This window comes from Alteromonas sp. H39, assembly GCF_047556435.1.
Classification (GTDB): Bacteria; Pseudomonadota; Gammaproteobacteria; order Enterobacterales; family Alteromonadaceae; genus Alteromonas.
On record NZ_CP180210.1, the window covers coordinates 2749337 to 2775461 of the forward strand.

20 protein-coding genes are annotated in these 26125 nt (G+C 49.9%); 5 read left to right on the forward strand and 15 right to left on the reverse strand.

All coding sequences use genetic code 11. The features are described 5' to 3' along the window. Positions 1–3 precede the first annotated feature (3 nt). A complete protein-coding gene (locus ACLBLI_RS12050; RefSeq protein ID WP_414827852.1) occupies positions 4–1041 on the reverse strand; it encodes a hypothetical protein in 1038 nt (345 codons plus the stop codon). 309 nt (positions 1042–1350) lie between these two features. Between ACLBLI_RS12050 and miaE the strand changes: the two genes are divergently transcribed. Both miaE and ACLBLI_RS12060 read left to right on the forward strand, forming a co-directional pair. Further along, positions 1351–2127: a tRNA isopentenyl-2-thiomethyl-A-37 hydroxylase MiaE gene (gene miaE / locus ACLBLI_RS12055; RefSeq protein ID WP_414827853.1), complete on the forward strand. Its 777-nt coding sequence runs from the start codon at positions 1351–1353 to the stop codon at positions 2125–2127. 232 nt (positions 2128–2359) lie between these two features. Next, positions 2360–2959, forward strand: coding sequence for a Yip1 family protein (locus ACLBLI_RS12060; RefSeq protein WP_414827854.1), 600 nt, complete (start codon positions 2360–2362; stop codon positions 2957–2959). Positions 2960–3079: 120 nt separating this feature from the next. Here the strand turns inward: ACLBLI_RS12060 and purF are convergent, their stop codons facing one another. The 10 genes from purF to ACLBLI_RS12110 all read right to left on the reverse strand — a co-directional run bounded on the left by purF (position 3080) and on the right by ACLBLI_RS12110 (position 17108). Further along, entirely contained in the window at positions 3080–4606 is a 1527-nt protein-coding gene (gene purF / locus ACLBLI_RS12065) for an amidophosphoribosyltransferase (protein WP_414827855.1), read from the reverse strand. 14 nt (positions 4607–4620) lie between these two features. Next, entirely contained in the window at positions 4621–5109 is a 489-nt protein-coding gene (locus ACLBLI_RS12070) for a CvpA family protein (protein ID WP_414827856.1), read from the reverse strand. A 273-nt stretch (positions 5110–5382) separates the two neighbouring features. Continuing rightward, complete coding sequence (locus ACLBLI_RS12075; RefSeq protein ID WP_414827857.1) at positions 5383–5973, reverse strand: SPOR domain-containing protein; 591 nt, start codon at positions 5971–5973, stop codon at positions 5383–5385. Between the two features lie 18 nt (positions 5974–5991). Beyond that, complete coding sequence (gene folC / locus ACLBLI_RS12080; RefSeq protein WP_414830958.1) at positions 5992–7245, reverse strand: bifunctional tetrahydrofolate synthase/dihydrofolate synthase; 1254 nt, start codon at positions 7243–7245, stop codon at positions 5992–5994. A 279-nt stretch (positions 7246–7524) separates the two neighbouring features. Then, positions 7525–8370 (reverse strand): acetyl-CoA carboxylase, carboxyltransferase subunit beta, encoded by an 846-nt coding sequence (accD, locus tag ACLBLI_RS12085; RefSeq protein ID WP_414827858.1) that lies wholly within the window; start codon positions 8368–8370, stop codon positions 7525–7527. A 473-nt stretch (positions 8371–8843) separates the two neighbouring features. Continuing rightward, complete coding sequence (gene truA / locus ACLBLI_RS12090) at positions 8844–9635, reverse strand: tRNA pseudouridine(38-40) synthase TruA (RefSeq protein WP_414827859.1); 792 nt, start codon at positions 9633–9635, stop codon at positions 8844–8846. A gap of 293 nt (positions 9636–9928) precedes the next feature. Next, entirely contained in the window at positions 9929–13585 is a 3657-nt protein-coding gene (locus tag ACLBLI_RS12095; RefSeq protein ID WP_414827860.1) for a FimV/HubP family polar landmark protein, read from the reverse strand. A 441-nt stretch (positions 13586–14026) separates the two neighbouring features. Continuing rightward, the gene (locus tag ACLBLI_RS12100) at positions 14027–15043 is read right to left on the reverse strand and encodes an aspartate-semialdehyde dehydrogenase (protein WP_414827861.1); all 1017 of its coding nucleotides are present in this window, start codon (positions 15041–15043) and stop codon (positions 14027–14029) included. A gap of 58 nt (positions 15044–15101) precedes the next feature. Continuing rightward, positions 15102–16250, reverse strand: coding sequence for a 4-phosphoerythronate dehydrogenase (locus ACLBLI_RS12105; protein WP_414827862.1), 1149 nt, complete (start codon positions 16248–16250; stop codon positions 15102–15104). Between the two features lie 102 nt (positions 16251–16352). Further along, positions 16353–17108 carry a class II aldolase/adducin family protein gene (locus tag ACLBLI_RS12110; RefSeq protein ID WP_414827863.1) on the reverse strand — a complete coding sequence of 252 codons (756 nt, stop codon included), beginning with the start codon at positions 17106–17108 and terminating at the stop codon, positions 16353–16355. Positions 17109–17376: 268 nt separating this feature from the next. On the opposite strand from ACLBLI_RS12110, the gene ACLBLI_RS12115 reads away from it, so the two are divergent. Together ACLBLI_RS12115 and ACLBLI_RS12120 are read left to right on the forward strand one after the other, a co-directional pair. After that, positions 17377–17994, forward strand: a complete 618-nt coding sequence (locus ACLBLI_RS12115) for a Crp/Fnr family transcriptional regulator (protein WP_414827864.1) — start codon at positions 17377–17379, stop codon at positions 17992–17994. A gap of 124 nt (positions 17995–18118) precedes the next feature. After that, a complete protein-coding gene (locus ACLBLI_RS12120; RefSeq protein WP_414827865.1) occupies positions 18119–20089 on the forward strand; it encodes a class I adenylate cyclase in 1971 nt (656 codons plus the stop codon). Between the two features lie 68 nt (positions 20090–20157). On the opposite strand, the gene fabB is transcribed toward ACLBLI_RS12120, so the two are convergent. Then, positions 20158–21372, reverse strand: a complete 1215-nt coding sequence (gene fabB, locus ACLBLI_RS12125; RefSeq protein WP_414827866.1) for a beta-ketoacyl-ACP synthase I — start codon at positions 21370–21372, stop codon at positions 20158–20160. 487 nt (positions 21373–21859) lie between these two features. On the opposite strand from fabB, the gene mnmC reads away from it, so the two are divergent. Next, the gene (gene mnmC / locus ACLBLI_RS12130; protein WP_414827867.1) at positions 21860–23896 is read left to right on the forward strand and encodes a bifunctional tRNA (5-methylaminomethyl-2-thiouridine)(34)-methyltransferase MnmD/FAD-dependent 5-carboxymethylaminomethyl-2-thiouridine(34) oxidoreductase MnmC; all 2037 of its coding nucleotides are present in this window, start codon (positions 21860–21862) and stop codon (positions 23894–23896) included. A 110-nt stretch (positions 23897–24006) separates the two neighbouring features. On the opposite strand, the gene ACLBLI_RS12135 is transcribed toward mnmC, so the two are convergent. Genes ACLBLI_RS12135 through ACLBLI_RS12145 form a run of 3 tightly spaced genes read right to left on the reverse strand, consistent with a single transcriptional unit; the run spans position 24007 to position 26082 of the window. Then, the gene (locus tag ACLBLI_RS12135; protein WP_414827868.1) at positions 24007–24726 is read right to left on the reverse strand and encodes a FlgO family outer membrane protein; all 720 of its coding nucleotides are present in this window, start codon (positions 24724–24726) and stop codon (positions 24007–24009) included. Between the two features lie 3 nt (positions 24727–24729). Then, positions 24730–25467 (reverse strand): FlgO family outer membrane protein, encoded by a 738-nt coding sequence (locus ACLBLI_RS12140; RefSeq protein ID WP_414827869.1) that lies wholly within the window; start codon positions 25465–25467, stop codon positions 24730–24732. 6 nt (positions 25468–25473) lie between these two features. Continuing rightward, complete coding sequence (locus ACLBLI_RS12145) at positions 25474–26082, reverse strand: FlgO family outer membrane protein (RefSeq protein ID WP_414830959.1); 609 nt, start codon at positions 26080–26082, stop codon at positions 25474–25476. Positions 26083–26125: the final 43 nt, after the last annotated feature.

Sequence of the window (26125 nt, forward strand, 5' to 3'; positions counted from 1 at the left end):
CCTCTACTTATCAAAACCGAATCCTTTTGCGTCATTAATGAAATCGTCTTTATATTTTTCCATTATCCCTGCGCTGGCTTCAAAAAAACCAACCAACTCAATAATTTGATTATTATCCCCCTCCTTTTGACTGGCGAGATATATGACACGTTTATCATTCGCTACCGACTCACAAATCGTCCAGGTCCATACGCGAGTCGTGTTGTCGATAAAGGTACGCGTAAAATCACATTCCGGAGAGGACAAACTGCTGACGAATCCGTCATAGCGGTTATTACTCAGATTTTGCATCGACTCTTCGTCGTTATATATAAATACGGCATACCACATGTCAGATAACGGTCCTACCAGCTCAAATGCCGACGTGCCGTCAGTGACTGTACCTGTATCTACTTTCTTCCAGCCGGTCTGACTAAGTGGCAAATAAAATGGCAGGCCATCCTTTTTGACTGAAGTGTGAGGAGCATATTCTTCCGTCATCGCCAGTTTAATTTCTTCGTGCAGAAGCAGAGTAAAGACCGTCACCAGAACGGGCGTAAATAAAAGCACCGCTATCCACTCCGGCACATTGTAGCCAGCAGATCTGGGCATTACCGGTTTGTGACTGACGCGACGACGAAGGCGGTTCACTCTTACGTGAAGCGGAATAAACCAGACGACAAGCACGAAAAAGAGCCCCAGCTGGGTAAGTACATCCAGCTTCACAACGGTCGCAAGGTTAGAGGCCACGGTTAACCCGAAAAAAGCCGCCATCCAGAGATAGTCAAAAATAGCCGGCCAGCGCGGACAATCAAGCCGCTTCTGAGCATCCCGCAACGCATTAAAAAACCTGGGCAGCGCAAATGGCTGTAAAAGCGCAAAGAACGGAACGAATATCCATAGCACCGGTGTAGAAGGTTGACCGGCGATCCGCCGGAAATCACGTGCTGCCAGATAGAACCAGACCCCCAGATATAAACCGGCGGTAGCGAACACCAGCAGCGCTTCCAGTAAAAAATGGCGTGTAGGCGCTGTTACCGGCGTAGCGTCGGCATCCTGCATACTTCAATTCCTTCTGTCTTGACGTACTGCAAACCGAATAATTATTCGTTCGCGCCGTGCAGATGTATATTTTTTGATTCATGCTGAAAATGACTACAGCAGTTACGTTTTATATCAGAATTTTTCGGTGATACCAATTGCATCCGGCAAGCGCGACCCGTCATTGTTATCCGTTGCAGCGACGATGTTGCTGAATGACAGTGCCACCAATAACTGTTTTTCCTCTCTCACACCAATTATTGCTTGAACCCTACTCTGAGATCCGTACTATGCGACGCGTATATTTTGCCCGTTGTTTAGGACGCCACCATGACTGATGTGCATTCGGAAATTTCAGATTTATTAACGCCCGTGAGTCAGTTTCTGCGCTGTCAGACCCCGAAAGACTGGATAACGGAAGCAGTGAAGCCTGAAAACTTGCGCGTCTTGCTAACAGATCATTTAATTTGTGAGTTAAAAGCGGCTCAGTCGGCGATGTATTTGCTTCGCCGCTATATCGCCGATGATGCTACCAGCGGGCAGCTACTGAACTGGCTGCGTCCTTATGAAGACTTTACGTATCGTCATCAGGGCAACTGGCAGGACTTGCACACAAAGAACTTGTCAAAATCGCTGTTTCCTGTCACCCACCTTGATGCGTTCCAGTCGAGTCTGCTGGATAAAATGGTATTACTCATAAAAGAAGAGTTACACCACTTCTATCAGGTGCTTGAGATTATGCACGCTATGGGCATGGAGTATCGCTCTGTAACTTCAAGCCGCTACGCTAACGGCATGCTTAAACATGTGCGTACTTATGAGCCTCAGAAGCTAATTGATAAACTGATTTGTGGTGCCTATATAGAAGCACGCTCTTGTGAGCGTTTCGCCAGCCTGATCCCCTATGTCGACAACACCCTCGGCAAATTTTATCTGTCACTATTGCGCTCTGAAGCACGTCATTTCGAAGATTATCTGACGCTGGCAAGTGCCATTGCTGACCATGATATTCAGGAACGCATTGACCACTTTGGTGACGTAGAGAAAACGTTAATCTTATCTCCTGACAACGAGTTTCGCTTTCACAGCGGCCCACTGGCGGCCTGATTCTTTCTGCCAAATAGCAGACTTCGCCGTCAGTCACTCTACACACTCCGGGCATCACGTCGCCAGCTATCGGGCGCTTGTTTTTGTATTCGAATCAACACGTTGAAGACCTGATCATATTTTCACCAATAATTGTTGACGAAACCATCAGCTTAAGACAGACTGATGTAAAATACTTGTTAATTACCTGTAATTAACATTGCATCCTGCAACATCAGTAACGGTAAAATCTATGATCCTGAATCACCTTGTGGGCATTTATACCCATCCAAAAGAAGAGTGGCAAAGCATTGATCGTAAACACGAAAACTATTTTTATGCGCTTAGCCACATTGCAGTAATCGCGCTTATTCCGGCAATTGTTGCCTATTATTCAGCCGCTTATCTAGGCTGGAGTATTGGCGCCGGAGATTTGATCAAGCTCACTCCACAAAGCGCACTGGGTATGGCCGTAGGCATGTACCTTGGATTAATTGCTGGCGTTGTCGGACTCGCAGTACTTATTCACCAGTTGGCGAACGCCTTCGATGCACAGCCAACTTACACGCAATCATTGGAACTGGCAGCGTATACCGCTACGCCGCTGTTTATGGCTGGCTTTGCAGGACTCTATCCCGAACTTTGGTTTGTGATGACAGCCATACTTGCAGGCGTAAGCTATTCCGTTTATTTACTGTATTCTGGCGTGCCAATACTGATGCATATCCCTGAAGAGAAAGGGTTTATCTATGCTAGTTCAGTGGTTACCTGTGGCCTGGTGCTGATGGTGATCCTGATGGCGTCATCCGTCATTATGTGGAGCATGGGCTTCGGTCCGGTATATGTCCACTAAGATATGCACGTCACTGCATATCGACACTGACTGCTAAAGCAGTCCTTTATACTCACCAAAAGTAAAAAAGCCGCAATGTGCGGCTTTTTTTATTGTGTTCGCGCGAAGAACAGTGACGGCTTAGTCGTCATTGTTATCCATATTGTGCAGATCCAGATTGGTCAGCTCTGCCTGAACCACCGGCGCTTTGCGAGACTGCTCGCCACGGGCCATGTCGATTTTTTCCAAATAGCTTTGATCAACATCACCGGTAATATAATTACCATCAAAAACTGAAGTTTCGAATCGCGGTATCTCCGGGTTCTCTTCTCGAACGGCATCTACCAGGTCGCTGATGTCCTGAAATATCAAACCATCAGCCTGAATCAGATCAGAGATTTGGTCGATTTCACGACCGTAAGCAATCAGTTCATTAGCTGATGGCATATCAATGCCGTACACATTCGGGAAACGAATTTCCGGTGCAGCTGAAGCAAAATAAACCTTCTTCGCTCCCGACTCCCGTGCCATTTCGATAATCTGACCTGATGTCGTTCCGCGAACAATTGAGTCGTCTACCAGCAGTACGTTTTTCCCTTTAAACTCAGAGGAGATAGCGTTCAGTTTACGACGCACTGACTTTTTACGCATGGTCTGGCCAGGCATAATGAAGGTACGCCCAATATAGCGGTTTTTCACGAACCCCTGGCGATACGGCAACTCAAGCGTATTGGCAATTTGTAAGGCCACGTCCATTGATGTTTCCGGGATGGGAATAACCACGTCAATATCAAGATCAGCCCATTCGCGGGCGATTTTCTCACCCAGCTTACGCCCCATATTCACGCGAGACGCGTATACGGAAATACCATCAATAAAGGTATCCGGACGGGCAAAATACACAAACTCAAAGATACAGGGTGACGTCATGGGATTTTCAGCACACTGCTGGGTGTGCAGCTCCCCGGCTTCGGTAATATACACCGCTTCACCAGGCGCCACGTCACGGATAAAGGTAAAGCCAACCGCATCAAGTGCAACACTTTCTGACGCCACCATCCATTCTTCACCAAGCTCAGTTACGCGCTTTCCTAATGCCAACGGGCGAATACCGTTCGGATCACGGAATGCCACAATACCCTGCCCGATAATGGCTGCAACAACGGCATAGGCGCCACGAATTTTTTTATGTACTTTGGTAATTACTTTGAAGATATCGCTCGCACGGACAGTCAGCTCGGTACATTGCTGGAGTTCATGTGCCAGGATGTTCAAAAGCAGTTCTGAGTCAGACGTCGTGTTAATGTGACGGCGGGCAATTCGGAAAACCTCTTCCTGCAGCTCGTGAGCGTTGGTCAGGTTACCGTTATGCGCAAAGGCAATACCGAAAGGTGAGTTCACATAAAATGGCTGGGCCTCTGCCGAGCTTGACGTGCCTGCGGTAGGATAACGAACATGTCCGATGCCCATATTGCCAGTCAGACGCTTCATGTGGCGCGTATGGAATACATCGCGCACCAGGCCATTGGCCTTACGCAGGTTGAACATATTCCGGTCAATGGTCATTATACCGGCAGCATCCTGGCCACGGTGCTGTAGCACGGTCAGGCCGTCATACAACGACTGCGCTACCGGGGTTTTACCAACTATTCCGACAATACCACACATGTGAGTTACCTATTTCAAGCGGGTTTTAAGAAACTTGAGCCGTCTTTCACAAACGTGAAAAACCATTCAATGATAATGGCGAATTCAGGTATCAATACCGAACTTTGCCACCATTGTGACGACGCTGAGGGCGTGAAGGTGTCCATAAAAAACAACAATGCACTTACGATAAGCGCCCCACGCAGAGCCCCAAAAACGGCCCCGAGCGCACGATCCGTACCAGATAATCCGGTAGCCTGAACCAATTGCCCAAATGCGTAATTGAGCATGGCTCCCATGATCAGCGTCGCAATGAACAACACCGCAATCGCGGCGCCATTACGTAATAATTCGTCTTCAATCCGTGTGAAGTATACTGCCAGATCGGCATAAAACTGACTTGCAATGAAAAGTGCGCCAAACCAGACGACTAAAGAGATGGCTTCTTTAACAAAGCCTCTAATCAGGCTAATTAAGGTAGATACCGCGATGATACCCAGAATGGAAAAGTCTACCCAGTTCATTGTCTCATAATCAGCTCGTTGTGCCCGAATTTGGCCTTCGGGGTGCCCATGGCGAGATGGCGCGCATTCTATCAGAAGCCTGAATGATTACCAATCAGTATTCCATTTTCTGAGTCTGAGATTTGTAAAGGAATATCGCTGATATTAGCAGACAATAGCCCATCTGCGGGGCACTGTGTAAACTCTGGCAATGTCGGCACGTTGACTGATGGGCTTAGGCGTTCTCTGGTGAGTTTCATCCTTCCCCGGTTCAACGCGAATAAGTATTAGTGCTTAATCAGCGTTAAACGTGGTCACCTTGCCTTTAAGACCGGTAACTTCTTTCAGATGAGGCAGCGCCGACTCCAGCTTTGCGCGGTCTAAATCCGGGCCTACAAAGACTTTGGTAAGTGGTCCAGAACGGGTTTGAATAGGACGACTAAATGCGCGATAGCCGGCATTTTCCAACTTTGTCAGTAACTGCTTAACGTTTTTTTGATGACGAAAACTGCCAAGCTGCACTACCCAACCTGCATCCTCTTGTGCGACTTGTGGTTCACTTACCACTGTCTGGCGGGCCAACTGATCTTCCTCAACTGGCACCGAAGCTGACCGCGACGTTTCCGGATCGGATGACGCTGCAGGCTCGTCGTCCAGAGCCGGCTCTTCAACAATTTCAATCGGCCGTTGTGCGGCATTAGCAACACGTTCAGCGGGAAAAGGTTCAGGGTTCACTATCGGCTTTTTTGCAGGCGCTGCCGGAACACTAACAAAGGCTTCTTCCTGGCTTTCTTTCTTTCCATCGAGAAAATCTGGAAGGAAAATTACGGCCAAAGCAACAATGATGATGGTTCCTACCAGCCGGTTTTTTAGTGCCGACGTCACGTTAAGCTCCTGTCTATACTACTGGTCAGTATGCAACGCTAATACATCTGCTACGGTAAGGAAAGAGCCAAATACAAAAATCATGTCAGATTGCGCGCAATTCGAACGCGCAAACTCATATGCCTCTTTAACACTGGCAAAAGTCTGGCTGTGTTTTCGCTGTCTGACCGGCAATCCGGATTGTAGCGCCTCAGCAGATAGTCCTCTGGGGCCCGATGTCGCCGCCAACAACCAGGTGGCATCCAGTGATTCAAATGGTGCCAGTGTCTCCACGATGGATTTATCTTTTAACATGCCAGCCACGATGTACAGATTGTCATACTGATATTCTGACAACCACGTCATCATCTGGCGGGTAGCCTGTGGATTATGACCGACGTCCACCACGACCCTGGGCGCATTATTCAGTTGCTGTCGGCGGCCATCCATCACGGTATTCGCGATGATCCTGGCCACATCTTCTGCATCAGGCAACCAACCCAGTTGATGCAATACCGCAAGAGCGGTTGCCGCATTTTGCAGCGGAATAGCCGGCTTGGGTAACGCGTTGAGACTCACCTCTTCGCATTGCCAATCCCATGCGTCGTGGTATTCTGTAACGATGAAATCCCGCTCTGCCCACATTGCGTTTGCCTGAAACCGCACCACCTCTTCCTGCAGTGTTGAAGGCGGCTGCCTTTCACCGATCACGGCCTTAATACCCGGTCGCAGGATCCCGGCCTTTTCTACCGCAATTTTTTCTCTGGTGTCTCCCAGCCAATCCTGATGATCTAAATCAATTGTTGTGATCACCGCGATATCGGGATTAATGATATTCGTCGCATCCAAACGCCCGCCCAATCCGACTTCAAGGATCACGACGTCAACCTGCCAGTCCATCATCATTTTCATGGCGGCCAGCGTACCAAACTCGAAATACGTCAAAGTGGTGCCGCCTCTGGCTTCTTCCACGCAGGAAAATGCCTCACAAAAAGCGGCTTCTGAGGGTAATTCACCATTGTAACGAACGCGCTCGCGATACGTCAGCAAATGCGGAGAGCTGTATACCGCTACGGTTTTACCCTGCAAGATAGCTGCCTGCTCAAGAAACTTACAGGTTGTCCCTTTGCCGTTAGTACCGGCAACCGTTATTACTGTGCTACTGGCAAACGCAAGCTGCAGGGCGGCGGCGACGGATTCGACACGTTCCAGCCCCATATCAATGGCAGTGGGATGAATGGATTCTAAGTAGTCAAGCCACTGCGCCAGGGAACGATCTGCCGGCGCCGGCATGGTGCTTTGATGAATTTTCACTGTCGGGATTATTTATCGGTTTGGGAATTCATAATGTTGGAAGATATCCGGGTTTGCTACCTGGCGCAAATCTCGATAGCACGATGACGTGATGCTATCGATAACCGGGAGAGGTTAGCTCGGGTCGATCAATTCATCACAGAGTATATCGCTGCGCATGCTATCGCAATGATTACTCGGACAGCAGACAGGGCGGCATTCCGGCGTTGCCAGAAACTCTGCGCCCCCTCTTACTGCGGCTAACCTCGTTATCCGGGTTTAGTTTGGTCGATGCAGCTTCAGTAGCACACCGTGCAGTTTGTTCCGCATCTGACGACGATCGACAATCATGTCAATGGCGCCTTTGTCCAACAGAAACTCACTGCGCTGGAAGCCTTCCGGTAGCGTTTCACGCACAGTTTGCTCGATGACACGGGGGCCGGCAAACCCGATCAGCGCTTTAGGCTCAGCCACGTTGATATCGCCCAGCATCGCCAGACTTGCTGATACACCGCCCATTGTCGGATCGGTCAATACAGAAATATAAGGCAGACCCTTTTTACTGAGCTTCGCCAGTGCGGCAGACGTTTTCGCCATCTGCATCAGTGACATTAAGGCTTCCTGCATACGCGCTCCGCCACTGGCAGAAAAACAAACAAGTGGCATATTATGCTCAAGACAGGCTTCAACCGCTTTCACGAAGCGAGCCCCTACCACTGAGGCCATAGAGCCCCCCATAAAAGCAAACTCAAAACTGGCCACCACTACGGGCATGCCTTTCAATTTGCCCTGCATAACAATCAGCGCATCTTTTTCATTGGTGCTTTTTTGTGCCGCTGAGATACGGTCTTTGTAACGCTTTGAATCTTTAAACTTCAATATGTCCTGAGGTTCAAGATCCGCACCTATCTCTTTGCGGTCTTTTTCATCCAGAAACGCATCAATGCGCTTGCGTGCACTGATCCGCATGTGATGGTCACACTTCGGACAGACTTCCAACTGCTTTTCCAGGTCTGTTTTGTACAACACTGCCTGGCAAGATGAACATTTGGTCCAGATACCTTCCGGAACGTTCCCTTTAGTAGAAGTCTGGGTACGTGGGAGGATTTTTTGAATCCAGCTCATGAAAAACGAATCCTTTTAACTGTGTCACTGCCTGCCGTGCTTAGTCTGTGTAGTTTGTGCACGGTGCATTGTGAGTCTTAACGCATGTGTATAGCGCGGTATTAGACCACATTACATCAAAATGCAAAAAACAAAACTGGTCTAAGAAGTTATACCTGAGCATAATACGGCTGCGCCGGAATTGCGAGCGAATGTCGGCTAACCTTTCTGATCTTACGCCCTTTTTTAGGGGAAGCCTGGCTCGGCATGGGTAATAAGAGGCCGTTGAACAATTTGGCAACACGATAGACAAGAGGAAAAGGAAATGCTGTCGCCGTGGTTGCAATGCGCTTGGATTAGCCGTTCAGACCGACCTGAAGATTGACTACAGAAAAGCGCTCGGTGCCTACCGCCTCCCAACAGCACATTTCAGTGCGTTTCAACTACCGACGGCGTAATTGTCCTTTTCCATCTGCCAGGTTTCGCGCTCCAATTTACGTCTCCGGTAAGAACAATGGTCCCAATGGCGCACGTGGAAGAGCAAATTGTTGCGGATACGTAACATCGACCAGGTACAGACCGTTTGGCTTGGCTGTAGCGGCAGCGGACGTTCTGTCTTTTAGCAGCAATAATTGAGCAATCCAGTCTGTAGGCTGTTCACCGGCACCAATTTCAATCAGTGACCCCGCAATATTGCGCACCATGTGATGTAAAAAAGCATTGGCCCGGATATCAATAATAACGTATCGGCCCTGACGAGATACATCGACGTGAGTCACGTTACGGAACGGCGTTTTCGACTGGCACAACGCCGCCCGAAATGAGGTAAAATCCTGTTCGCCCAGCAGTGCCTGCGCAGCCTCGTGCATTTTTGCTGCATCCAGCTCACGATATACATGCGTCACACCACCATGCAGAATGGCCGGGCGTAATTTGGCGTTATAAATCACATAGCGATAGCGGCGGTGAGTAGCCGAAAAGCGGGCATGAAAAGCTTCATCAACCTGTTTACACCAGGTAACCGCGATAGAGTCGGGTAAGTTTGCGTTAACCCCCATTGTCCAGGCACGCTCGGGCCGGGTGGCGTCGCAATCAAAATGCACAACCTGACCGGTGGCATGAACGCCTGCGTCAGTTCGCCCAGCGCACTGGACATCAATCGGGGTATTGGCAACGACAGAAAGCGCTTTTTCCAGATATTCCTGTACGCTGGGCACTTCCCGCTGACGTTGCCAGCCATAATGCGCCGCTCCATCGTACTCAATACCCAAGGCGATACGCGCCATTGCTCTACTCCCGTTCAGAAAAATCGGCTAAGTGTAGTCACACCGCATGCCAAGTGCAACCGTCTACCCCGGACTTGAGCAACAGCGACCAGATATCCTGAATCAGCCTGCTATTGATGTATTCGCACAGCATATCTTCCTTGCTCCACTTGTGAACAGAGCAATGGCTCCTGAGAAGCCCGCAGTAATACAAAATAGAAGTGACCGGCAAGCGTTGGTCGGCGCCTGATTGAAAATAATGAATTGCGGGCTGAACACGCAAAGTCCGCCGACAACGCACGCCGGGCGACAAATCAGTTGATGGATTTTAACAGTGCTGCCGCTTCTTCCTGCTGATCGGCACTGCCTTTTTCGACAACTTCTGCTAACAGCTCTTTTGCTGCATCCATGTCATCCATTTCCATATAGACCCGCGCAAGGTCCAGATTGGCGCTTTGACCGGCATCTTTGTCAATGTCGATAGCCTCGTCACTATCTCCTACTCCCGTGAAGTCAGCCAGACTTACATCGAGATCAAGAGGCATATCATCAATGTCACTGTTCTGTTCCTCATCGGACTCATCCATCAGCGACTCTATGTCCAGATAATCTTCACTGTCGTCCTCTTTGCCGTCTGAGATGTCGTCAGCATCCGCGAGAGGATCCGTGGTGTCATCACTGTCACTTAGCAGTGCATCCAAATCTAAATCTGGATTATCCAGCTCAAACGTTTTCTGAGCATCATCCTGCTTATCTGCATCGATAGCGTTGAGCAACTCATCAAACTCGGTACTCTCCAAATCATCAAGAATTTCATCGTCGCTGTTTTCTTTGGAGCCACTGAGCCAGTCGTCAAGTCCAGGAACGTCTTCAAGTTCATTGATATCACGCTCAGAATCTGACGCTACCTCAACACCGTCTTCTTCTTGCTCCAGTTCAAACTTGTCAACATCATCGTAAGCATCATCCAGAAGACTGTCATCAAAATCGTCACCGTCGGTATCTGGCTCGTGGTCAGCGTCCTGAAACTCGCTCGTTGATGTTTCACCGAATGCGGGAATATCGTCCATCATCTGCTTGTCGAACGCATCCAGCGCCTCTTCAAGCGGATCTGTCGAGGCTACTGCTTCGGAATCCTCAGGCAGTTCAGGTATCTCGCTATCGTGCTGCTCTGTGTCAGACTCGACGTTTTCGTCCGCAGCGACCTGTGGTTCACCCGTGTCGCTCTCCTCATCGTCGGATGATAATGTGCCGGCATCCTCAGACACCACGCTGTCATCTTCGGAGTCAGTGTCCGGTTCATCCGGCGTTTGTGTCGCGGCTTCAGATACATCATCGTCTGGCTCTTCGCGTGCTGCGTTCTCATCGGCTTGCGGCTGCAAGGTCTCATCCGACACTGTCGTGATGTCTTCGTCATCAACAACGCGGGCAGGCTCTTGTGCCGACTTCTCAGAGTCTGGTGCTTGCAGGTCCTGCGTGGGAGGGTCGTCACTGCCGTCGGTATCATCAGCACTGTCTGACGTATCAAGGACTGCCGAGGTGTCATCGCCATTCTTTTCATCTGCTTGGTCAAGAATGGCATCAATATCAAGGTTATCATTGTCGTCTTCAGACGCTGAAACGTTTTCGTCAGAACGCCGTTGTTCAGCCTCGCTGCCACTCTTGTCATCGAGGCCGTGATCGTCCTCTTCCTGATCTGATTCCAGTTCAGCAAGCAACTCGTCTGTTAACGGATCATCAATCTCGTCATCAGATTCTGTTTGTTCGATAGCATCACTGTCATTGTCCTTTCCGCTTGCATCTGACTGATCAGTGTCCTCAGCATCGCTGTCTGGGTCAGGTTGAGTTTCCAACTCCGACAATAATTCATCTGACAGAGCATCTAACTCACTACTACTGGCGCTGTCTTCCTGTTCAAGCTCGGCCAGCAGTTCATCGCCCAATGGATCGTCTATGTCTTCAGCAATGTCAAAGCTGTCATCGACATCGTCGCTATCAGGCGCATTGCCTTCAGACAGGCTGTCCATAACATCCAGTTGCACATTATCTGGCTGCTGCGCTTGATCTTCTGCCTGCAGTTCAGAAATAAGTTCATCGGAGAGCGGATCGTTAAATTCCTCCGCGTTCTCCATGTCTGCAATGTCGATTTCCTCAAGGTCGTCGGTGATGCTATCCAGATCCTGAATCGCTTGCGGAGAGGGTTTGGCGCTGGTGAGCATGTCTTCTTCATCGGCAGCATCCACCTCTTCATCGTCTTCCTCAATCAAGCCGCCCATCATTTCCAGCTGCTCAATTTCACCAATAATGTTGTCTGTCAGACGGTCAAGCTGCTGATTCTGGTCATGGATTTCTTTATCCAGCTTTTCCAGCATCTCTTCATTAACAGTGTCGTCATCCATTCCCAAGGTGGCAGCAAGCGACTCTTCTTCTGAATCTTCTTCGAGCAACTCATCTATGCTAATTTCAGGCTTTTCTTCTTCATCAGCAACGGGCGTAACCGGAATCGCCGACACTTCTTTATCCTCTGTAGGATCGTCAGCTCCACCATCCTGGTCGCCAGACACTGAATTATCGGTCACGCTGACTTCAAATTCGTCCTCTTCATCTACCTCTTCCGCCTGACCGGCTGACGCCAGAAGATCATCGATATCGTCTGCAGATACGTCTTCCGATGGCAGCTCTTCATCCAGATCTTCGCCAAGATCAGCATCGTCTTCAGAAGCCAGGTCAATTCCGCCAAGCTCATCACGTTCAAGATCGCTTTCGGCATCTGTGTCAGTAAGATCTTCTTCATCAAACAAACTGTCCAGGTCATCCTGATCCAGTTCGTCGGCACCTTCTTCAAAGCTGTCGTCTTCATCACTGTCCGGCACCAGCATGTCATCGTCGAGATCGGCAAAGTTTTCAAGCTCGTCATCCAACGCTTCTTCCAGTTCGTTGGAGAGCACATCATCAAGCAGATCATCATCGTTAAACAGTTCATCATCAGACAGTTCTGCACTATCATCCAGGTCGTCTGAGATCACGCTGGCCAGATCATCCAAATCATCTGTTGGTGCTGGCGCCACATCTTTGACAGGTTCAGGCGCTGCGGCCACTGGCGCAGGCGCGTCTTTATTTCTGCCTAGTAACCAGGCGACAAGCCCTCCCACCAGCAATAACGTGATCACGCCGGAACCAATAATCATGGCCATTGGCGACGTCAGCATGTTGGTAATTGAACTTTCTTTCTCGGCCAGGCGCTGACGTTTTTCTTCTTCCATCATCGCCAGCAGTTGTTGCTGAAGTTCTACCTGATTATCAATCTGAGACTTAACATCACCTTCCAGTTGTGCCCGCAAATTTTGTAAATCGTCATTAACCCGCTCTATCCGCTCGTAAAGTTTGGAATTGTTGTCGAGTAATGTCTGCACATTCGTGATGGACTCGGCAAACTGTTGCCGCAACTCATCGAATTGTCTGGATTGTTGGGAATCCAACTGGTTTATTTGCTGCTCAATGGCGGACTTTGTTTGCGTAAGGTCTTCCTGACTGGCCAGAGGAACCGGTGGTTTGATATTTTTTTTCGGATCAGGGTCCTCCAACGCTTGCGCAAAGCTTTTATCATCCTGCTCTGCGCGCACGCGGGCACGCTCCGCATCAATTCGCGCAATATATTGTTCTGAAGGGAGTTGCAGAGTTGCGCCATCAACCAAAAGGTTGAGGTTGCCCTCTTCAAAAGCATCAGGATTTAGCTCATAAATCGCTATCATTACCTGATAAATCGACAGGTCTTTATTTTGACGGTAGCGCTCGGCAATACGCCACAACGTGTCCTTTGCGTCTATTGGACCATAGGTGTTTCCTGAAAATTGACTGGTGGCATCTTTAGGCCCCCGAAGCTGAGTCGCTCGCTCCTGCGCATCAACTACTGTTGGGAATACCGACACCAGTATTGTCAGTAAAAGTAAGCCCGATAAATGCAATTTCATAGCGTTCCTATATGCCCTCAAGCGCCCTGACTATCACGCATTTTCGATAGTCCGTCGCAGGTGATGTGTGTTGCTCTGCATCAGAACATCACCGTTTATTCTTATTCGCGCTATGCATCTGAGATGAGAAATGAAGCCAGATGCTGTCTACTGCCCAACGCGATACATTGTTATTGTGTATGTGACGAGATTGTCTGCGTCAAAAAAACCACCATCCTTATGATATGCAAAGATTAATCCATAAATCATTGCCTTGCGCATAATTATCTCAAAACTATAAACCAGTTGCCTATGGTGATCTAGCTGGACAGACAAAAAAGCCCCACCACCTGTTTATCATAACGTGGCAACCGCTGGTCTGCGAAAAATAAACAGTATGAAAGAGTATCGGCAGAGGCGTAAAAATGTTTACGCCTCTGATTCTGGCAGGAAATGGTGGGCTTACAGGTAATCGCGGATCAACGTTTCTGCAATTTGTATGCTGTTGGTTGCTGCGCCTTTACGGATGTTGTCGGAAACCACCCACATATTAAGCCCTGTTGGATGGGTGATATCATTGCGGATACGCCCCACATGAACTAAATCATTGCCACTGGCATTGCCTACCTGGGTAGGAAACTTCTCGCGATCTTCATACACGGAAACGCCAGGTGCATCGGCAAGCAGTTGTTTCACCTGCTCGGCATCGATCGGTTGGCGCGTTTCCAGGTGCACCGCTTCGCCGTGACCGAAAAACACTGGCACACGAACCGCTGTAGCATTAACCAGAATGCTGTCATCCCCCATGATTTTCTGGGTTTCCCAGGCCATTTTCATTTCTTCCTTGGTGTAATCATTGTCCAGGAAAACGTCGATTTGTGGGATTGCATTAAACGCAATCTGACGGCTGAAGGCTTCAGATGTCACTTCACGGGAATTCAGTAAATCAGCTGTTTGTCTGGCCAGTTCTTCCATGGCCGACTTACCGGCACCAGACACAGACTGGTAGGTGCACACGTTAATTCGCTCTATACCTACCGCATCATGGATAGGCTTTAACGCCACCAGCATCTGAATGGTTGAACAATTTGGGTTGGCAATAATATTGCGATTTCTAAAATCTGCCAACGCGTGCGCGTTCACCTCTGGCACCACTAATGGAATATCGGGTTCGTAGCGGAAGTGGGACGTGTTATCAATCACGATACATCCGGCTTCTGCAGCCTTCGGCGCATACTCAGCAGAAACACTGCCACCAGCAGAAAAGAAGCCAAACTGGGCTTGCGACCAGTCAAACTCGTCAGCATCCAGCACCGTAATGTCTTCACCTTTGAATGTGACTGTGCCGCCTGCAGAGCGTTTACTTGCCAGCGGGTATAGCGTCTTAACGGGAAAATCGCGTTTTTCCAGAATATCGATCATGGTCTGGCCGACCAGACCCGTTGCGCCAAGAACGGCGACATCAAAGGCTTGTGACATGTTGCGTGAAACTCCTAATCTGGGCAACGCGCTCCGCACGCTGCGTTGTCGGTTTGGGTTAAGGAAATTGTAGCGTAAATCCTAAACACTGCAGTTGAGCGCGGATCCCATCAGATACCGCTGCATTCAGTTGTAATGTGTAGGCTGAACACTCACGGCGAACCCTGTAGGCTTTCCTGAGCGCCGCAAACTGATTGGATTCTGCCATGGCTTGGCGAAAATACCTATCATCTTCATTAATATCATATATCGAAAAAAACAAATGCCGCAGATCAGTTCGTGACAACCTGTCACGCTGGGGATGTTCAAGTGTCACAGCAAGCGGTGCCACCGGTTCCAGGAAATCATTCAGCGCGAGCGCAACCGGCTTTTCCATTAGCCCGCACAACTGCTCGTAAACCATCTGCGTACCCCGGGTTTTCCCTTCAACCGAATGACCCGCTATGTGAGGTGTTGCCAACCAGGCAGCGTCGATCACCGCCATATTGATGTCAGGTTCCCGCCAGTACACGTCTGTGACGTACACCGGGGCTGCAGGTTGCGACAAACGCGTTAATAATGCCGATTCATCGACGACCTCGCCACGACAGGCATTAATCAACACCTGTTTATCCGTAAGCGTTGACAGCGCAGCGTGATCAATCAGATTCAATGTCGGGTGATCACCGTTGGTTATCAGCGGTACGTGAAGTGAGATGATGTCACAAGTGAGAATGTCGTCCAATGTACAGAAATCTCTGGCATCGCCTGCATCTTCAAGCGGCGGATCGCAAAGCTGGTAGGCTATTTTCAGACAATCCAGACGGGATGCGAGTGCAGAGCCAACATGCCCTGCCCCGACTATTCCCACTGTCGCAGAGGACAAGTCTACATGGCCTGCCTCTTCAGCACGCAACAGGGCGCTGATGACGTACTCGGCGACGGCCACCGCATTGCATCCGCCAGCGGAGTCCCATTGAATACCGGCTGCCTCAAGGCTCGCTTTATCCAAATGGTTGGTTCCGGCCGTTGCGGTAGTAACAAACCTCAACGTGTCGGCATGCTGCAGCAATGTGCTATCAACTTGTGTCGTCGAACGTACGACCAGATAGTCTGTGTTACCAAGCATCTCCGGCCGTAATGATTGCCAGCTGTAGAGGACGGTATCACCCAATGTATTCATGTATTCCCTGCCAAAGGGAATGGTATCTTCAACGAGTATTTTCATGCGCCATAGTGTAACCGAAGCAGGTCAGTGTGGCGATCCTCTCAACGACAATTCATGACTCCATAGCAAGGTATATATCGTCTCTTCTAAGCTTCTATCGGATTATTGCGCGTAGCCGGCGTTGATTCTGTCCAGTTTTCGAAGGATCCCCGGCCAGGCCAACGCCCCTCCTGCTTGTTTAGTAACCGTGGAAGCCTGCGCACGAATACCTTTTAATATGGGTTCAGGAATAGGGATGAGTTTTTGCCCGGTCGCCTGCGCTTTAATCTGAATCTCACAGGCGCGCTGCAAAATAAACATAAACAAAAAGGCATCAGGAATATTATCAGCGCAGGTCAAAAGCCCATGGTTCCGCAGGATCATAAACTGGGTACTACCCAGATCTGCTACCAGCCTGCCCTTTTCATCCGCATTCAGCGCCACACCTTCATAGTCGTGATACGACAGTGATGCCAGTGGAAACAGTGATTGCTGTGAGTAAGCCTGTAAGCCCTCGTCCAACACAGACACCGCCACGCCATCCACTGTGTGCAAATGCATCACGCACTTGGCATCTTCTCTGGCTTCATGAACAGCGCTGTGAATAGTGAATCCGGCGGGATTGATATCATAATCAGACTCCATTACTTTCTCACCGTTCAGGTCGACCTTCACCAGGCTCGATGCGGTGACTTCATCAAACATCATGCCGTAAGGGTTAATCAGGAAATGGTGTTCTGGCCCCGGAACTCTGGCGGAGATATGGGTAAAAACCAGGTCGTCCCATCCGTACATCGCTACAGCGCGATAGCAGGCCGCCAAATCGACGCGTGTTTGCCATTCCGCTTCTGATACCTGAGATTGAATTGAAGAGGTCATCGTGTACTCCTGTTCTGGCACTGATTATCATGGTGGACGTAACGCCCTAATTGGGCAGTACAGAAACGATTGCTTTATCAGACATCGCTTTACCCGGTTATTTATCATTACACTACGTAAAAAACATAAGGTAGACTGTCGTAAAGCCGACAATGTAATAAAAATGTTAACCTCCACGCAATACCACATACTGTCCAGCAGCGCCTGGCTAGCGAGTGTCCCAAAAGAACTTAAACGTTTGCTTTTACATAATGTGCAGGTAAAAAACGTGCTGAAGGGACAGACAATTCATCGTACGGGAGACAAACCCACTGGCTTTTATGGCATTGCGGATGGCCGGGTTCGTATATTTCAGCCGGGTAAAGATGGCAATGCGTTACTGCTGGCGTTACTTACACCGGGCACCTGGTTTGGTGAAATCTCACTTTTCGACGGGCTCCCCAGAACCCATGATGCGGTAGCCGAAACCCGCACTGCACTTGTGCTCATTCCCACAGCCAGCTTTCACAGCCTGCTTGAAGAGCATCCGGCCCTTTACCCTCACTTTACCAGACTACTCTGTACCCGCGTCCGAAGTGCATTCCAGTTTATTGATTCCACTGCCACGCTCAGTCTTTCGCAACAACTGGTGCGTCGTTTATTAATGCTGACCTCCGGGTATGGCCAGCAGAGCCCGCAAGCCGGCGCTATGGAAGTTACTATATCGCAGGAGTCGTTGGGCCAGATGATCAACAGCAGCCGTCAGACCGTAAATCAACTGTTGCAAGCGTTACAACGTCAAGGGTTGTTGCGTGTGCACTACGGCAAGATTGTGATCCCTGATTGGGAGAGGCTGTCGCATTGGCTTTCTGCATCCCCGAGTCACGGTTACGGCAACAGCAACTAAGATAAATTGTGTGTCAGTAAAAACAACGGATATATTGACCACAAACCACGTAGTGACATATACATACCGTTGAATCAAAAAAGACGCTATCCTTGAGGTAGCCAGCAACCAATGCAGAAATGGAATGACGTCGCAGCAATCACTGACAGTGAATCAAAATCTGACTATTCGCCTGCTCAGGGTATTGCGCTACAACAAAGCGAGAATTGAGCGGTCACTGACACTGCTTCCGGAAAGCCGACGGCCATTATTTCATGCATTGCCTTTTCTCCTGCACATTAATCATCCAGAGTTCCCCGGTTTTGTAGATGGTGATTCGGTACCTTTTGGCCTGAACAATTTCACCTACCGCGATCAGATCAAAGAAGCCCTGAGTCTGTGCTTCCCGGCTCAGCAGTCGTTGCTGGATGACGTTAAACAACTATGGCCACGCCAACGGGCCATTGATGCACTGGTTTTGATGGGAAGCATCGGCACGATTGCCCAGTCGGATAATTCAGACTTCGATTACTGGGTGTGCGTTAACGGTGAGAACCTCACCGATGCGCAACTGGCTGCGCTGCAACAAAAACTAACCCTTATCGAACAGTGGGCAGAAGATGCTCACCAACTCGAAGTGCATTTTTTCCTGTCAGACATTAATAAGGTCAGAGCCAACGACTTTGGCGTTGCTGAGGGTGAAAGTGCAGGTTCGGCGCAGGCCGTTTTACTTAAGAACGAGTTTTATACCACCAATATCGTGGTGGCAGGAAAAGCCCCGTTCTGGTGGCTGGTACCTGACTCAGTGTCTGAGCAGCAATACTATTCACTGATGGGACATCTGAAAGAAGGCAGCTCACTGGAACCAGGCTGGTTTATGGATCTGGGAGCGCTTGAGCATCTCGATCCAAGCGAGCTGTTTGGCGCTGCAATCTGGCAGTTGGGAAAAGCCATGGACTCGCCATTTAAATCGGTATTAAAAATGGCGAAGCTGGAAGTGTTTCTGGAAAATGCAGAGCACGAACAGCCATTATGTAACTTGCTTAAAAAACGTGTGCATAACGGCGATGAAGCCCCCGGTTCGGTGGCGACTATCGATCCTTACGCACTCATGTTCGATCAACTTATTGTCCACTACACTTCCTTACACCAACCGGAAGTGGTGGAATTACTGCAACAGTGCCTCTATATCAAATGCGGTACCCGCCTGAGCCAGCCTCTGGATAAAGAAAAAGTTACGTTTAAGCGTCGAATCATCGCCGGTTACGTTAAGCAATGGGGCTGGACACGCGCTGAGCTTCGTCATCTTGATAATATCAATAACTGGTCTTTTCAGGAGATGGTGCAACTCTCGCGGCGTATACACAGTTTTCTTATCCACTGCTACAGGCGAATGTCCGCAAAATTATCATTAGACAACCAGTCTGTGAGTAAAGAGGACATGACCGTGCTGGGACGCAGGCTGGATACCTTCTATTCTAAAAAAGACAATAAAATTCCCTTCTTGCGCAGTGGCTTCGATGACAAGGTGTATTGCCCTCAGATCACAGTAAAGAAACATCGCAAAAAGGGAGGTGGTGAGCTCTGGGTTGCCTATTATGGTGATCAGTTGGGTAAGCTGGGAAAAGTGCTGGACAGAACCCGGATGATGCAAACCCTTTGCCCGGTGCAACTGATGCTGTGGTGTGTATGTAATCGACTTGTCGATAACCACACGCAGATCCTGCTGGATTATGACACCGACCCGGTAACCGATTATGATCTCACCCAGTTCGTAAAACATGCGCTAGCACTCTTTCCACCTGTCAAAGTGAATGCGCTGGCCCGCGATGCACTGCTATCGCCACAACAAATAAAAACCTGCCTGGTCGTGCTGAACTTTACTACCATTCGTCTGAAAGCCACGGTTGAGGAAGTGACGGTTATTTATTCAACCACCTGGGGGGAAACGTTTGTGACTTCTGGGGTTGAAGCCCTGGATAGCCTGTGGTTTGAACTACAGGAGGTCAGCCCCGCCCCGCCCTGCTATCTTTTCGTACCTCGTAGCAGCCATAGCCGACGCATCGCTCATGATTTTCAGCAGTCCAACGAGCAGCCATTTACCGTGCTCGACTAAAATAAAAAAGCCCCAGAATATGCTTCTGAGGCTGTCGTTTTGGTTTAACCTGAAGTAAGCATGAAATGCTAGCGATTGTAGCGCTGCATCACCAACGTTGCATTGGTGCCACCGAACCCAAAACTATTGGACATAATAGTATTCAGAGTCGCCTCACGGGTTTCGGTAACAATATCCAGCCCTTCCGCCTGCTCATCTAACGTCTCGACATTGATAGATGGGGCAATGAAATTATTTTGCATCATCAGCAAGCTGTAAATCGCTTCGTTAACACCAGCAGCCCCCAAGGCGTGACCAGTCAGTGATTTGGTAGCGCTGATTGGCACGCTTGTGTTACCAAACACCTCTCGAATGGCCCCCAGTTCTTTCACATCACCAACCGGTGTAGAGGTTCCATGAGTATTAAGATAGTCGATAGGGCCATCAAGATTTTGCATCGCCATCTTCATACAGCGGATCGCGCCTTCTCCGGAAGGAGCTACCATATCAAAGCCGTCAGATGTCGCGCCGTAGCCAACCACTTCACCATAAATTGTGGCACCACGCGCAAGTGCATGTTCAAGCTCTTCAACCACAACCATGCCGCCGCCACCGGAGCTGACAAACCCATCACGGCCAGCATCGTAAGTTCGGGATGCCGCTGTCGGGTTGTCATTGTACTTGGAAGATAACGCTCCCATGGCATCGAACTGACTGGACAGCGACCAATGAAGTTCTTCACCGCCACCAGCAAAAACGACGTCTTGTTTGCCCAGTTGAATCAATTCCAGCGCATTACCAATACAGTGCGCACTTGTGGCACAGGCTGAGGCGATGGAATAGTTCACCCCTTTAATTTTAAACGGCGTCGCCAGACAGGCTGATACCGTAGACGCCATGCAGCGGGGAACCATGTAAGGTCCGACGCGCTTTACGCCCTTCTCGCGCAAGATGTCTGCGGACAGTACCTGATTCTCTGACGAAGCCCCGCCGGAGCCGGCGATAATACCGGTGCGCTCGTTTGAGATATCGCGTTCTTCAAGCCCCGAGTCAGCGATGGCCTGTTGCATCGCTACATAAGCATAACCCGCAGCATCGCCCATAAAACGCATGGCTTTGCGGTCAATATGCTCTTTTAAATCGATATCAATACTGCCCCAGACCTGGCTTCGCAGGCCCATTTCAGCAAATTGTTCAGAAAAAGAAATACCTGATTTACCGGCTCTCAGTGACGCTAAAACGTCCTCTTTTGTGACACCAATGCTAGACACGATGCCCAGACCGGTGATAACTGCTCTTCTCATAATTTACCCTTTGCGTTATTGCGGCCTATGGTAACCATTTTAAATACAAAAGTGGTCTGCTCTTTTACGCTTTTTTCAGACACCTTTTCACCAGCCCCACTCGCTTGATATCTGTGGCGGGTATTATGCATGATGCATGACATAAGCCAGTGCACAGATACCTGACTCTGGTTACACTACCATATCGCAGGTAATATGCCTCGCCCTGCGTCGCATATCATGATGGTGGCACTCCGCCCGTACATATCTGGTCTGAGCGCGTCGGTTTATTTCGAACCGCCGGAGAAAGCACCTGCGCGATATACGCCCTCGTCAGGCCAATGCGGGCATCGTTCAGCACCGCGTGAATGACGCAGGCAGTTAACGTACAATCATTGCCGGCAGCGACCGCGAACAGGGCTAAGCATGGCACAAATTTGTGAACCTGCCATGACGCAGCACCACATTATTGAGCAAATAACATCGATTACCCAGGGAACAACACACCGTGAAAACTCAGACAGCAAGCGTACATTTTAATGACAATGGCACGCCTGTAGCCGATCATTTTGATGATGTTTACTTTTCTAATGACAGCGGTGCGGATGAGACCCGACACGTATTTATGGCAGGAAATGACCTTTCCGCCCGCTGGTATACTCACTCCCGTAACACCTTTGTTATCGCAGAAACCGGTTTTGGAACTGGCTTGAATTTTCTGGTGGCAATGCAGGCGTTTCGCGCGTTTCGAGAGGCAAACCCAGCACACCCGTTAACCCGTTTGCATTTTTTAAGCACTGAGAAATTTCCGCTCACGCAGGCGGATATGCGACAGTCATTGTCGTGCTTCACCGACCTTAAGAAAGAAGCGAGTGCCCTTGCAGAAAAGTACCCAATCCCAATGCAGGGATGCCATCGGCTGCATTTTGACGACTATGATGTGACCCTGGATATCTGGATGGGGGATGTGCATACGCTCTTACCCCAGTGGCATTCACCGCAGTGCGGGCTGGTCGATGCCTGGTTCCTTGACGGCTTTGCGCCGAGTAAAAATCCCGACATGTGGACAGAGGCGCTGTTTGCGCAGATGGCCCGGCTTACTAGAGATGGCGGCACCTTTGGCACTTTCACGGCTGCTGGCATCGTTAAACGTGGTCTGGCATCCGCCGGCTTTGAAGTTAATAAAAGAAAGGGATATGGCCGCAAACGCGATATGATCGCCGGACGTTACATTCGTGTTCACAACCATGCTTTATCCTCCCCCCCGCATTATCGCTACCATGCGCCCCGGCTCAGCAACGATTCCCATGTCGTTATCGTTGGTGGTGGGTTGGCTGCGGCTGCCTGTGCCCTGGCTTTAGGACGCCGCGGGATAAATACCACCGTGCTGATAGCGGATCACAAGGTTGCATCAGGCGCTTCCGGTAATCCGCAGGGCGGATTTTATCCTCAGCTACATGCCCAACCCAGCCATGCCAGCCAGATTCAGGCGCACACGTTTTTATATGCCAGTCAGATTTATCGCTGGCTGGTCAGAGAGTGTCCGCACATCGCCCATGATTTTTGTGGTGTGCTTCAACTGGCCTTTAACGAAGAGACCGAAAAACGACAGACGAAACTGTTAGAAAATGGGATCTGGCCATCACAACTGATACGCGGGCTGTCTCCAGATGAAACTGATAAAGCGGCTGGTGTCCCCCTTGGCTGCGCCTCCTTATCAATACCTGCCGGAGGCTGGCTAAGCCCCCCGGATATCGTCAACGCTATATTAAATCTGGCCGTAAGTTCACATTGCAAAGTGCTTACCGGGCATCGCGTCATTTCTGCGACACCCACAAACGCAGGTGTAGACGTGTCATGTGAAAACGGTACACGACTTTCGGCGGATCATCTTATTATGGCCACCGGCCATGACGCCTGTGATTCAGCATTGTTTAGTGAAATTGCGCTTCGCCCAGTCCGCGGGCAGGTGGAAGCGATAGCGACACAGGCACCGCTGGGAGACCTTAAACAGGTGCTTTGCCACAAAGGTTATATGACACCGGCGCTTAACTCCCGGCATGCCCTGGGCTCTACTTATATCAAAAACGATACCCACACGGATGTGCGTGCAGAGGAATCTGAAGTCAATCTGCAAACCCATCAACACGCGCTCAAGCATGCCAGCTGGGTGCAGTCTCTCACGCATGATGGCAATGCAAGAGCTGCCATAAGGCTGGGCGTTGCCGATCATCAGCCACTGGCTGGCTGTATTGGTACATTGTCGGAACAGCGTGAACAATACCGACACTTGTCACAGGGGCGTCCGATAGCACAGGCTGACATCCCGCCGCAGGACCGTATCAGTTGCCTTACTGCACTGGGTTCACGCGGACTAACGACTGCCCCTCTGCTTGGCGAACTCCTTGTAAGTCAGTTGTGTCACGAGCCCTTACCTTTGCCCGAGCCGTTGCTCGACGCAGTAAACCCGAATCGCTTTATTGTCCGAGAGAGTCTGAAAGGACAATCTTCTGTGCAGCGCTCGCTGACAGATTCATCTTCATGATTGGGTTGAGTCGTTACCGGCGGTGCAATGGCAATAATGCAGAGGGTGAAAGCGGCCGCCATCGCGGCGCGCTCAATTTGTTAAAGCGTTAGTATTGAGCCATTGCGTTTTCAGGGCGCTGGCGCGGCATGCTGGTTGAGGCTGGTTACCATAAAGGCAGGAATGTACAAGGTTGCGCTGGCCACAATTTGTCTGTTATCTACGGCAATAATTCTGGCATTGACTCTCACGCCACGGGCGTCTTCAATCAGCGTCCCCGTCACTATGTGGTCCATTGCCACCTGCCTGGCCAGATCTACGCCATCCCGGCTCAACGCCAAGTCGCCATAGGGGGTAACTGCCAGCCCGCTTGCCAGTTTGAAGTCAACCACGGACAACCCAAACGTTTGCAATTCGGCAATAAGGTATTCAGACAATTGATTGCCTAACACCGTAGTTTCCTGAAGACTGCGATTAAGACGCACAAAACTGGCAACACCAATCAAGTCCTGATGCGTCAATCGGGTCGCGTTATCCATCAGCGACATCGCAAGTTGAGAAGCGTAATCGTTCAGACGTTTATGTGTTTGTGCAGGAGAGAAACCCGAGCGAATCGGATCGCGATAGCCACGATCTGTCGTCTCTTGTTGCGCACCCCGTTCCGCCTGTACAGTTTCAATATCTCTGGAGTCAGGACGGTATTCAAGGCCCGATGAGACCGGTACCTGCACCTGTTGTCCGGGTACAGCAGCATCGTTTTCTTCAAACCAGCTTGCCCACCCCTGCTGCGATGCACTGCAGCCATTGAGAACAAGGGCTGCCAGTACAACGAGTAATGTACGTGACATCATTATTTAACCCCTGCTTAGCTTAACACCGTCGCGCATGCCTTCACGATGATTACCATCGCTGGGGATCAGTGCATCTACCACATAAAACGGCACCAGCATTTGCGCTGTTGCCACGACGGCGCGCGACTCCATGCCAAGGATACGGGCATTGACCAGCACGCCTCCCTGATGCTTCGTCATGGTTCCGGTAAGCACATACTCAATCGGCATGGCCTCATTCAGTTCCAGATAGTCACGAGTCAGTACGAAATCGCCGTCGGTGGTAATACGGATGTAATCTGTCGCCTTAAAGTCGATGACGGGTATGCGGAATTTGTGCAACTCGTGTACAAACGACTCGGCCATTTGCTGACCCAACAGATTCGTTTCCTGAAGATCCGAATCCAGCAGCGCGAAGTTCGTCACACCAACCGGCGTTTTCTCACTCACAAATTCCATATTCGCGATGAGATCCTGCGTCATATTCTTTACATAGTCACCAATGTGCTTGGTAAGTGGCCGGCCCTTGTAAGCGCCCTGCACACTGGAATAAAGTGGTGGCTGTCCAATGGCACCGAAGCTGTCGACATCATCCTGCTCTGCTTTTACCGGGGCACGATCAACTGCCGTGACATCCACTACGTTCAGTCCGGGCTTGACCGGCTTTTTCGCGACAGACTGTTGCTCGCTGTTCATAGCGCAGCCTGATAAACACAGTAGTGCCAGTGATACCAGACTTACCTGCGTATTCTGAAATTTCATTCCCCGTTACCCCTTATCTGCGGTTCTGTATAAGCGACCCTGCCGGTCTGTCACCCTTTCTTCTTCCCAAAACAGTTCAGCCGGAAAGAACCGCGTAGCTGCGGCGACAATATCTTTGTTTCTGGCATTAATGACTCTGGCGTTGACGACCGCTCCGGCCTGTTGCATGACCAGCGTTCCGGTAATGTAGTAATCTACCCGTTCAATGTCTGAAAGCTGTTCAATATCCCGGGACAATACCCGATCGCTGTCTTCACTCATTATTATATCGTTCGTTAAGGTAAACTCTTGAGTGGTATAACCGCGTTTTGTCGCTTCGGTAATCATTCCCTGCTCTAGCTGATGACCCAGCATCATCAGCGGGTGCTGATGCTCACGGTTGAATCGCATGGTATCGGCAGGAACAAAGCCGGTAACCGCATAACGCGCCTGTCGGGCCGGACGAAGGTTGGCAAACAATTCGTTTGCCAACACATAGGTGTGATATTCAACATTGCCCAACGGCGGTACGGGTAATGCGTCGGCCTGAGCAACATCCTGACCGGCGGGCTCACTGGCACAGCCGGTAATCAGCAAAGCAGAGATAAGAACGCCTGGCAGACAACCCAAACGCATAAATTGACTTCTTCGTTTTTTCATAACAGGTACCCTGAGATAA

What these genes read in the sequence shown, in the direction of transcription:
- truA (WP_414827859.1), bottom strand. Translation starts at nt 9,635, where the DNA reads ATGGCGCGTATCGCCTTGGGTATTGAGTACGATGGAGCGGCGCATTAT.
- ACLBLI_RS12060 (WP_414827854.1), top strand. Translation starts at nt 2,360, where the DNA reads ATGATCCTGAATCACCTTGTGGGCATTTATACCCATCCAAAAGAAGAG.
- ACLBLI_RS12100 (WP_414827861.1), bottom strand. Translation starts at nt 15,043, where the DNA reads ATGTCACAAGCCTTTGATGTCGCCGTTCTTGGCGCAACGGGTCTGGTC.
- folC (WP_414830958.1), bottom strand. Translation starts at nt 7,245, where the DNA reads ATGCCGGCGCCGGCAGATCGTTCCCTGGCGCAGTGGCTTGACTACTTA.
- purF (WP_414827855.1), bottom strand. Translation starts at nt 4,606, where the DNA reads ATGTGTGGTATTGTCGGAATAGTTGGTAAAACCCCGGTAGCGCAGTCG.
- fabB (WP_414827866.1), bottom strand. Translation starts at nt 21,372, where the DNA reads ATGAGAAGAGCAGTTATCACCGGTCTGGGCATCGTGTCTAGCATTGGT.
- miaE (WP_414827853.1), top strand. Translation starts at nt 1,351, where the DNA reads ATGACTGATGTGCATTCGGAAATTTCAGATTTATTAACGCCCGTGAGT.
- ACLBLI_RS12070 (WP_414827856.1), bottom strand. Translation starts at nt 5,109, where the DNA reads ATGAACTGGGTAGACTTTTCCATTCTGGGTATCATCGCGGTATCTACC.
- ACLBLI_RS12140 (WP_414827869.1), bottom strand. Translation starts at nt 25,467, where the DNA reads ATGAAATTTCAGAATACGCAGGTAAGTCTGGTATCACTGGCACTACTG.
- ACLBLI_RS12110 (WP_414827863.1), bottom strand. Translation starts at nt 17,108, where the DNA reads ATGACCTCTTCAATTCAATCTCAGGTATCAGAAGCGGAATGGCAAACA.
- ACLBLI_RS12095 (WP_414827860.1), bottom strand. Translation starts at nt 13,585, where the DNA reads ATGAAATTGCATTTATCGGGCTTACTTTTACTGACAATACTGGTGTCG.
- ACLBLI_RS12120 (WP_414827865.1), top strand. Translation starts at nt 18,119, where the DNA reads ATGACGTCGCAGCAATCACTGACAGTGAATCAAAATCTGACTATTCGC.
- ACLBLI_RS12050 (WP_414827852.1), bottom strand. Translation starts at nt 1,041, where the DNA reads ATGCAGGATGCCGACGCTACGCCGGTAACAGCGCCTACACGCCATTTT.
- ACLBLI_RS12135 (WP_414827868.1), bottom strand. Translation starts at nt 24,726, where the DNA reads ATGATGTCACGTACATTACTCGTTGTACTGGCAGCCCTTGTTCTCAAT.
- ACLBLI_RS12145 (WP_414830959.1), bottom strand. Translation starts at nt 26,082, where the DNA reads ATGCGTTTGGGTTGTCTGCCAGGCGTTCTTATCTCTGCTTTGCTGATT.
- ACLBLI_RS12105 (WP_414827862.1), bottom strand. Translation starts at nt 16,250, where the DNA reads ATGAAAATACTCGTTGAAGATACCATTCCCTTTGGCAGGGAATACATG.
- accD (WP_414827858.1), bottom strand. Translation starts at nt 8,370, where the DNA reads ATGAGCTGGATTCAAAAAATCCTCCCACGTACCCAGACTTCTACTAAA.